A 9,642-nucleotide genomic window follows, 5' to 3' on the forward strand; every position below is an offset into this window, starting at 1 on the left:
CTTGCGATTTGGTTAATGTCTCGGAATGCAGATAAGCACAACGACACCCCCTCCGCTAAGGAAGGGGTGTCGTTGTGCTTATCTGCATGCTCTTTGCGTCTAATCCATTTGCCTAAAGGCTGGGTTGAGCGGAGTATGAATTAAATAATCTGTTTACTTCCTCTCGGTAATCAAATGAAAATTCGATAGGAGCCGCTGAATCAATGCCGCTGTTTCCGCACGAGTAATATGTTTCTTTGGTTCAAGCTTCGGTCCTGTTCCTTGAACAAGTCCGCTGTCAACGGTTTTAGCAATATCCTGCGCTGCCCATGAACTAATGGCCGAATGGTCTTCGAACTTAGAAAGAGACGCAAGTGATACCGTTGGTTTTCTTTGAACAATATTCATAGCGCGCGAGATTAACACAAGGGCTTCTTCGCGTGTGATTGTTTTTTGCGGACCAAAGGTTCCGTCTTCGTAACCCTCGATCAATCTATACTCCACTGCTTTTTGTACAGCACCCATATACCAATCGTCGGATGCTACATCCTTAAATTTATCCGTCCTGCTGTCCTCAGATAGTCCGAGTCCGCGAACGAGTAAAGCTGCAAATTCAGCTCGGGTAATGGACGCGTCTGGTTGGAATTCATTGGCGTTCATACCAGTTACGATAAGACGCGAAGCCATATCCTCTACGGCTTCTTTGGCCCAATGCTCCTGCACGTCGGCAAAAGATTTTTGATTCCAAATCAAGCTGTACGTGCTGTTGGTTAAGCTGTTAATCGCAGCGACATATTTTCCCTCCCGCACAGTTACGGCAGTAGGAACATGATGCACGGAACCGTCTGCATTAAGGACAACAGCCGTTGTTATTTTTGTAGGGTCCACACCTTCAGGAATTGAAATTTCGCGTTGTACGTAAGAGTCAAACTTTTCAATTCGCACACTCTTGCCACTCTGGGCTGCTGTAATTGAAAAATCAAATGACTCGCCTGTTAGTGCGAATCCTTGGCGCCGGCCTGCTTGTTCAAAGAGGTTTGTTTTTTCAGCGGTGCCGGCGGCAATGGATACGTGAACGGTGATACCCGACAGCGGTGTACCGCTACCAAACTGCGCGGAGACCTTACCGATTGCAATGAGATTCGCAGGTATTTCGTAAGCAGCCTCCGGCGTTTCAATGCGAAGAATCCCTCTTCTGTCTTCCAATGCCTTTACGGCATCACCCGTGAGCACGGCTGAAATTTCATCCACTTTTGAAGCTACAGGAATAACCACTGTCGGGTTTTCACTTAGTTCAGCCAGATGGTTTTTCAGTTTCAGTGCATCAATTACTGCTAAAACCGTAGTGGCGTCGCCTTTCTGCACAATTGAAGCCCCAGCGATTTGTTCCTGCTTTAGTCCATTTACGAATACTGCGAATCCTTGAATGGAAGGATCTGATTGCTGAGCAGCTCCTTCAGTGGTAGCAGTAGTCGAGGTGTCGGAGGATTCATTCGAATCGGATTCTATCATACGTTGAACATGAATTGTGTATTTCTTTGTTGTAATGCCGTCCGCTGCCTTAACTATGATTTCGATAGCATTCATCCCATAGTTAAGCTTTACGGGAACAGCGGCCTTGTTAGATACGGCCTGTCCATTAACAGTAAGAGTCGAATTAGCGTCGTAAACAGACGCTATCACCGTCGTGCTGTTATCACGGGAACCTACATACGTCTGGTAACTAAGTACGTTTGGAGCAAAACCAGGCGAAAGGACGGCATTAGCTATCGTAAGATCCTTTAGGTCTGCATTAGAACTTGGCTGCCTATTTACGGTGATGGTATAAAGAAGCTGCCCGTTATTCTGCGAAGTTACTACAACAGGAATCACATTGGCTCCGACATTGAGATTTATCGGAACAGGCACATTGTTACTTGCCGTTATCCCATTAACGGAAACGATAGAATGCTCGTCGTAAACAGCAACGGTAACGGATACGCTGTAAACGTTGTTTGCAACCGTAGTGCTGTAGCTGGTGACCGCGCTGTCGAAAGCCGGACTTAGGCTGGCTATATCAAGACTTAAGTTATTTAGCGCCGGTAAAATATTATTAAGAAGAATGGAAGCGCTGCTGTCTGAAATGTTGCCCGCTTCGTCTCGAAGCTGGAGATGAACCGTTTTAAGGCCGTACCCCGCTTCTAGCGTCCAATCGATAACGGTGCTAATTGGCTGCCAATCATCCCTCCAGGTGATACCATCATTGGAAAGCCGCATGAAGCCTGAGCCGCTTACATTTAACAGCTTGAGACGCACCGCGTTCGTATTCGCAGCAGCCGCCCCGTCATTAATGCTTAGAACAGCAGTTGGTGCCGTCTTATCGATACTAAATCGCACCGTTACTTGGTTATTTGATGCGTCGGTAACCGTTAAATTATAAATTCCCTCTGTGCTTACTACCGTACCATTGACAAACGGTTGACCGTTTAGCTCAGCCGTGCCTTCGTTAAACGTAATCGTGATGTCGTTCTTGGATATTTGACCATCAGTTACTCCGGTGATAATTGGTAACTTTGCATCAAATTCAATTGTATCGGTAAAGGACTCCATGTTGCCGGCTGCGTCGCGAACTTCCATCGTTACACTCTTGGCTCCATCCGAATTCTCAAGCGTCCATGACTTGGTTGAAGCCGCGGACTCCCATGCGCTCCATACACTGTCACCATTGGAGAAACGAACTTGGACAGGGCCGTTTAGATCATGCGCAGTTAGGCCAAGTGTAACCTCTTGTTGATTCGTAAAGCCAGCCCCGCCGTTGATGATCATCGATCCCGTCGGCTTGATGGTGTCTACCACAATGGTATCACTAGATGAGTGGATATTCCCGGCTCTGTCACGTACTTCCATATAAACCGATTTAACACCGTCACCCGCGTTTAAGTTCCATGCCCTAGGTGAAGCAACCGGCTCCCACTGGCTCCACGCCATATCTTCGTTGGCAAGGCGCATTTCCTCGCCGCTATTCACGTCGGTGATGGAGAGATTGACGCTGAACGACGTTGTGAACGACGCTCCGCTTTCAATGGCGACCTCTGAGGTTGGCTCTTTCTTATCCACCGTAAAAGTAACCGACGTTTTGTTGCCGGCCGCATCGGTCACCTCCAATGTAAAGGAGCCGTCTTCACCGACGGTTGTACCGGCCGTAAAAGGCTGTCCGTTAAGTGTGGCCACCCCTTCATTGAACGAGATGGTCAAGTCCGAGCTGCTTAACTGTCCATCGGTTACGCCGGAAACGACCGGTTTAGTCATGTCCAAGATAATATCGCGAGTAATCGCTTCCGTATTCCCCGCAGGGTCGCGAATTTCCATATAGACGGTTTTGATTCCCTCGCCGCCTGCCAGATTCCAGCTTTGAGCAAGGGTGGGTTCCTCCCACTCACTCCAGTCTGCCCCATTATTGCTAAAACGCATTTGTACCGCACCGTTATTGTCCGAAGCGGTGATCTCCAGAGTAACGGCATTCGCCCCGGTATGGCTCGCTCCCCCGTTGATTGTGAAGCCGCCTGCCGGCTTTGTCTTATCGATGCTGAACCGGATTGTTGTGGTATTGTTCACTTCATCAATAACCGTTAGTTCATAGGATCCTTCTGCTATCACTTGTTCACCGCTCTGGAACGAATCCCCATTTAGAGTCGCCGTGCCTTCATTGAACGTGATGGTGAAATCAGCGTTGCTTAATTGCCCGTCGCTTACTCCCGTAACGATTGGTTTGGTTTGATCCACTTCAATCGTGTCGTTGAAGGAAGCCGTGTTTCCGGCCCGATCGCGCATTTCAACGGTAACTTCCCGAACTCCTTCCCCGTCTCTTAGAGTCCATGATTTCGTGGAGGAGAAAGGCACCCAATCTGTCCAGCTACCACCGTCGTTCATCAGACGCATGTCAACCTGACCGTTCGCATCCGAACCGGTAAGATACAACGTTACATCGGTACTACCGGTCTTCGCGGCTCCGCTGTTAATCCCAATCGAGCCTGTCGGCAATTCGCTATCCAATATAATGGTACCGCTATAATCAGCCGTATTGCCGGCTTCATCGCGCAGCTTCATGTAAACGGTTTTCGTGCCGTCTCCCGTTTCTAACGTCCAGGCTTTACCCGCTTTGACTGCTTCCCAGGCACTCCATGCTGAATTGTCATTGGAGAAGGCCATGTCGGCAGCACCTTGAGGATTCGTCACGGTCAAATTGACGTTGGTTGAGCGGGTGAAGCCATCACCGTTTTGGATACTAAATGCTGCCGACGGATTGGTTTTGTCGATTGTAAATACAATAGTCGTCTCATTTCCGGCTTCGTCAGTTATGATTAAGGTATGCGAACCTTCGGCTGTCACTTTATCCCCGCTCTGAAAGGATTGTCCGTCTACCGTGGCCGTTCCTTCGTTAAAGCTGATAATGAGATCTTGATTGGTCAGCTGGCCATTTGTCACACCAATAGCCACCGGTTTCTGAGTATCGAGAACAATGGTGTCGGTATAAGTCTGTGTATTGCCTGCTCCGTCGCGAAGCTCCATATGGACGGTCTTACTTCCATCCGAAGCTGACAGTACCCAAGTCTTGAACGGTATGACATTTTCCCAGGAGCTCCAAGTGCCCGCATCATTGGAAAAACGCATCTGCACGGCTCCGCTTGCATCCGTGCCCTCAATATTTAAGCTGACGGAGGCAGAATTGGCGTAAGCTGCTCCTTCGTTAATAGCAATGGTTCCCGCAGGTGCTGTTGTGTCTAAGGTAATCGTATCGCTGAATGGATTTATGTTACCTGCGGCATCTCGCAGCTCAGCATAGACCGTTCGCATCCCGTCAGCGCCGCTCTCCAGCGTCCAAGCTTTGGATGCGGCAAATGGCTCCCATGTACTCCAATCCACTCCATTACTGCTGAACCGCATGAATGCAGCTCCACCCTGCATATTAGAGAGAGTGAGGTTGACGCTCTCCGTTAGGGTCTCAGCTGCCCCGTTATTAATCGCTATTTCTGCAGTGGGCGGTGTCTTATCGACGGTAAAGACAACGGTACTTGTATTACCCGCAAGATCCGTGACAATCAGTGTATAATCGCCTTCCGCACCCACATTTGAGCCATTGCTGAATGGATATCCATTTAGTATGGCTGTTCCCTCATTAAAAGTGATGGTGAGTTCTTGGTTCGTTACTTGTCCGCTTGTCACCCCTGTTACTATGGGCAATGTAGTATCAAGGGAAATCGATTTGCTCAGAGCGTTAACGTTGCCCAATGCGTCTCTAAGCTCCATGGTTACAGTTTTTGTTCCGTCGCCGGAAGTAAGTGTCCATGCTTTTGAACTCGTTACAGGTTCCCACGCACTCCACGCCCCAGTTTCATTGGAAAAACGCATCTCCACAGGTCCGTTTACATCTGAACCGGCTATATCCAATGTGACATTTCGCGAACTAGTCGTAACTGCATCATAATTAATGGACAACGAGCCGTTCGGTGCTGTGGTATCTAACATAATGTTGTCAGAGTAGACCGCCGATTCCAAAAAGTCGGAGTCCCGCAGCTTCATGTAGACCGTCTTCGTGCCATCCCCCGTTGCGAGAATCCATGATTTAGACGTCGTGTAAGGTTCCCAGCTGCTCCAAGTTACGTTATCGCTTGAAAATTGCATATGTAACGGCTGGTTTTCGGGATCTGATGCCGTCAAGTATAGTGTAACGTCCGGTAACTGCGTAGCTGCAGCGGAACTATTAATGTTAATAGAGCCCGTCGGCGCTTCGTTCACATTCGCAACAAGAATGGTGAAAGTTCTGTCCAATGTATTATTGGCTTTGTCCTTGACACGAATGCCGGCAGAATAGCTGGCTTTAGTCTCATAGTTAAATTGTCTCTTTGTTATCAATTGATTGCCTGAGATTTCAAATGCATCCGTGTCTCCGGAAATCAGTTCGAACACGGCTGTTTCATCACTGTCTGGGTCAACAGCGGTTAGTGTTCCAACTACGGTTCCAGCTGCCATGTTCTCTGCAACCGAAGTGTTAGATAGGTTTATTTGTGTAGGAGCCGAATTGGCAGGTGGAGCCGCTTCGTTCACTGTAATTGTGTACGTGGAACTCGTAGTACCGTCTTGAGCTATTACTACAATTGTAATCTCGGTAGAACCATCCACATCCAGCATAACGGGTACCTGCTGCCCGCTTGGCGTGGCAGCCCCCTTCACAGTCATCGTCGCTGTTGCTTCCTGAAGAGTCGGTGTGACGGTTACGGATGTCGTACCGTATGGAACCGAAGTGGTATAGTTCCTCGTCGCCGAGTTAAACGTTAAGCTGCCCGGTGTCACTTGGAGATTGCTCAGTGAAGCGTTCGAGCCGGCCGGCAAAGAGGGAGTTGCCGTCTTGACGGCCCCCGATGACCCGACCGCAATCCCACGACCTTCGATTACTTTGATACTGCTAAGGGTCTGCCCTCCGCTCGCCAGTCCATTTTCCTTCTCCCAAGTAATGCCGTCCTGAGAGGAGATGATCGTCTCATTTGCCCCTGCAGCATAGAACTTACCTGCACCATACGTAACACTCCATAGGTCTTTGCTAATATTCGACGACCGATTTTGCCAAGTCACCCCGTCGTCAGAAGTATAAATATAGCCGCTAAATCCAACCGCAACAAACTTCCCGTTGCCGTAGGCAATACTGTTTAGCGCTTGCTGTGGTGCAGTTGACATAATCCGATTCCATTGCACACCATCAGTTGAGGAATAAAGCACCGGCGTGTAGTCCGTGCTATCCCCGACTGCGATAAACTTGCCCTCCCCATAGGTAACTCCATAGAATCCGGCGGCGTCACTTCGCGAATAATTCGTCCAATTATGGCCATCTAAGGAAGAAATGATGACACCGTTTGTTTCCCCTACAGCAACGTAAGTAGCATCGTTTCCGTCATTCTTAATTGCGATGGAATTAAGCCTTGCCGAGACGCCCGAAGCACGTTGCGTCCAGTTATCCGCCCCAGCCGGGGATGTGAGAATCACACCATTAGCACAGACTACTACCCACTGTCCCTCCGTGTATTCTGCTGCTACTGCTTGGCAGCCTTTTGATGACAATGGTGTTGCCGCCTTGCTGAATGTCGTTCCATTGTCAGAGGTGGAATAATCACCAAAAGCGGAAAAGATAAGCCACTTGCCATTGCCATAAGCAACGCCATTGAGTGCTCCCGTTAACCCTCCCGAGTTGCCATTGCTCCAAGAGGCCGTTGCCGCTTGGGCTATAGGGGCCCATTGTCCTATTCCACTCGAAAACAGCACCAGTATGCACACAAGCAGTAAACACATGCCCCTTTGAATTTTAGTAAAACAACTTTTTACCATAGAACCCCCCTACAATGATTGCCTTTCGATAAGCTTCTCGATGTATCGATTTCGATGTAACGCTTTTTCACATTTCTATCATAATTTATACCGATGACATCAGTAAACAAAATCAGACAATTTTTTTAAAAACGTTATCCGCTAGCGTAATTTTTTCTTCAGATACTAAGTCTTGAAGATTCCGGTTCAGGCTTAGGGGCTGTAAATACCGTCGAATTTGGGAGTCACTTTTATCAAATGCCAGGGCAACATCATGACGGTTTTTTAGGTCACTATCCTGTGCATCATGCGCACTTTTCCGGCCGGGTGAGACTCCCCAGCATTCATAAAGAAATTTAATTTGTTTAGCAATTTTAATGAGGTCTCGTACCGACCCGCGCAAACAGTAGTTTGAGTAAAGAAAAGCATACCCAGGAATGGGTGATGGGCCTTTTGATTTTAGTTATACGTATCAATATTATTCGTGTAGGTGACTCACAATTTGTTAATCATCAGCTCGAAGGGGTTAATCGGATCGCCGCGGAAGTGGAAGATGATGCCGTTGTAAATAAGGATTCGGTCTCTTATATTGAGCGGTTTCAAAAAAACGTTTCTGCGGTCGTTGATATGTGTGATTTATTTATCCGATTTGTTGCTGCAAGATCTCAAGGAATTCTATCGCCGCTTAATATTAATATTGGAAAGGCGGGAAAGGAGATTTTTGAAGGAGTGCAATCAACTGGTGTAGGAGCACGGCTTGGTCGATTACACTGCCCCACAAGGCGGGAGTGAACAATTAATTACGGGGCGTTAGTTCATTTTTAATGGAATTCCCGAATAGCTTTAGCTTGTTGGTCATTCCTAAACGCAACCCTACCAGTTGACCGTTGGGTATCCCGATTAATACGGGCGAAATATGTTTATTGTTTAATTCAGACGGTGAAAAATTTGATGAAATTTGTCGAATTTCCTGATAAGATAAGTGCAATTGAAAGGGCATCAGGAGGCCAATCATATGAAGATCAAGACTTTGATAAAGGTAGTTGGTATTTCGTTTATTGGCATCATCATTGTTTTGTTTACGTGTATTCGCTTTTTACAAATGAGCTTCGAAGCGACACAGGAATCGGAAAAGGAACAGGCGGAGTTAAAGCAGCTGGGTATAAATTTAGCCGATGCATCAGACTATTTAACCGATCAGGCTCGGCGGTACGTAGTATTTGGTGATAAGAAATTCTACGATAGTTATTGGAAAGAGGTCAACGAAACTAAGACCCGGGATCATGTCATCGAACGTCTGAAAGAGTTACGTGCTCCGCAAAGCGAGCTGGCGTATCTTGAAGAGGCTAAGAAAAATTCCGATGCCTTGATCGCAACGGAAGATGCCGCTATGAAAGCCGTTGCCGCGGGTGATCTAAAGAAGGCTCAGCAGTTCATGTTTGATGATAATTACGATAAGAACAAGACTATTATTATGGCTCCAATAGCTAAGTTCCAAGAAGCAATGAATGATAGGGCGGAGAAAGCCACGGAGGCTCAAGTTTCCCGTTTTTATGTGAGCCTGTATACCGTCTTCGTTGTTCTAGGGGTTACAGCCCTCATGATGCTTACCGCAGTTGCCCTTATATATATAAAATTTAAGCCGCTTGCTGCAATCAACGTTAAGTTGAAAGAGCTTTCCACTAGTGAAGGCGACCTTACTGCTAGGCTTACTATTAACAGCAAGGATGAAATTGGTGAGGTTGCCCAATCCTTTGACCATATGCTTCAAAATCTTCATTCCTTGATCCTGGAGGTAAAGACTACAGCCATTCATATATCCTCCGCGTCGGAACAGCTTTCTTCTAGTGCCGAACAGACCAGCCAGGCTACGGATCTCATCGCTGCTTCCGTAGAGGAGGTAGCAGCTGGTTCCCAAAAACAGGTGAAGGATGCCAAAGATGTCGTAACTGCCGTCTCGGAGATCTCGAGAGGAATGGATCAAGTGGCTAAATCCATCCAGACTGTCGCAGATTTATCATCGACTGCGACTGCTCAAGCGGGCAGCGGAGTGCAAATCGCAAATAAAACCGTCGCCCAAATGATCGCCGCACGTGAAAAAATTGATCTCACCTCTCAGGTAGTGAACTCTCTTGGTGTGAAGTCAGAGGAGATTGGACACATATTGGACCTGATTGCCGATATTGCGAATCAGACCAACTTGTTAGCCCTCAACGCCAGTATTGAAGCCGCGAGAGCCGGTGAACATGGAAGAGGTTTCGCGATAGTATAGAGGCTCGGAATTAAGCAGGTGTTCTGAGTCTGAATGAGGGGTGAATGAGGCAGAAG

At 47.7% G+C, this 9,642-nt stretch carries 3 protein-coding genes; 2 read left to right on the forward strand and 1 reads right to left on the reverse strand.

From position 1 onward, the window contains the following. Window positions 1–153: 153 nt before the first annotated feature. A complete protein-coding gene (locus ACFFK0_RS10495; protein WP_377470122.1) occupies window positions 154–7,335 on the reverse strand; it encodes a cadherin-like beta sandwich domain-containing protein in 7,182 nt (2,393 codons plus the stop codon). A 390-nt stretch (window positions 7,336–7,725) separates the two neighbouring features. Here ACFFK0_RS10495 and ACFFK0_RS10500 point away from each other — a divergent pair, with 390 nt between their 5' ends. Both ACFFK0_RS10500 and ACFFK0_RS10505 read left to right on the forward strand, forming a co-directional pair. Beyond that, window positions 7,726–8,106: a hypothetical protein gene (locus ACFFK0_RS10500; RefSeq protein ID WP_377470123.1), complete on the forward strand. Its 381-nt coding sequence runs from the start codon at window positions 7,726–7,728 to the stop codon at window positions 8,104–8,106. A 223-nt stretch (window positions 8,107–8,329) separates the two neighbouring features. Continuing rightward, complete coding sequence (locus tag ACFFK0_RS10505) at window positions 8,330–9,586, forward strand: methyl-accepting chemotaxis protein (protein ID WP_377470124.1); 1,257 nt, start codon at window positions 8,330–8,332, stop codon at window positions 9,584–9,586. Window positions 9,587–9,642 lie beyond the last annotated feature (56 nt).

This window comes from Paenibacillus chartarius, from assembly GCF_042432825.1.
GTDB classification, from domain to species: Bacteria; Bacillota; Bacilli; order Paenibacillales; family NBRC-103111; genus Gordoniibacillus; species Gordoniibacillus chartarius.

Bases quoted from the DNA above. Each gene is read 5' to 3' on its own strand.
- ACFFK0_RS10495 (WP_377470122.1), bottom strand. From the start codon at position 7,335: ATGGTAAAAAGTTGTTTTACTAAAATTCAAAGGGGCATGTGTTTACTG.
- ACFFK0_RS10505 (WP_377470124.1), top strand. From the start codon at position 8,330: ATGAAGATCAAGACTTTGATAAAGGTAGTTGGTATTTCGTTTATTGGC.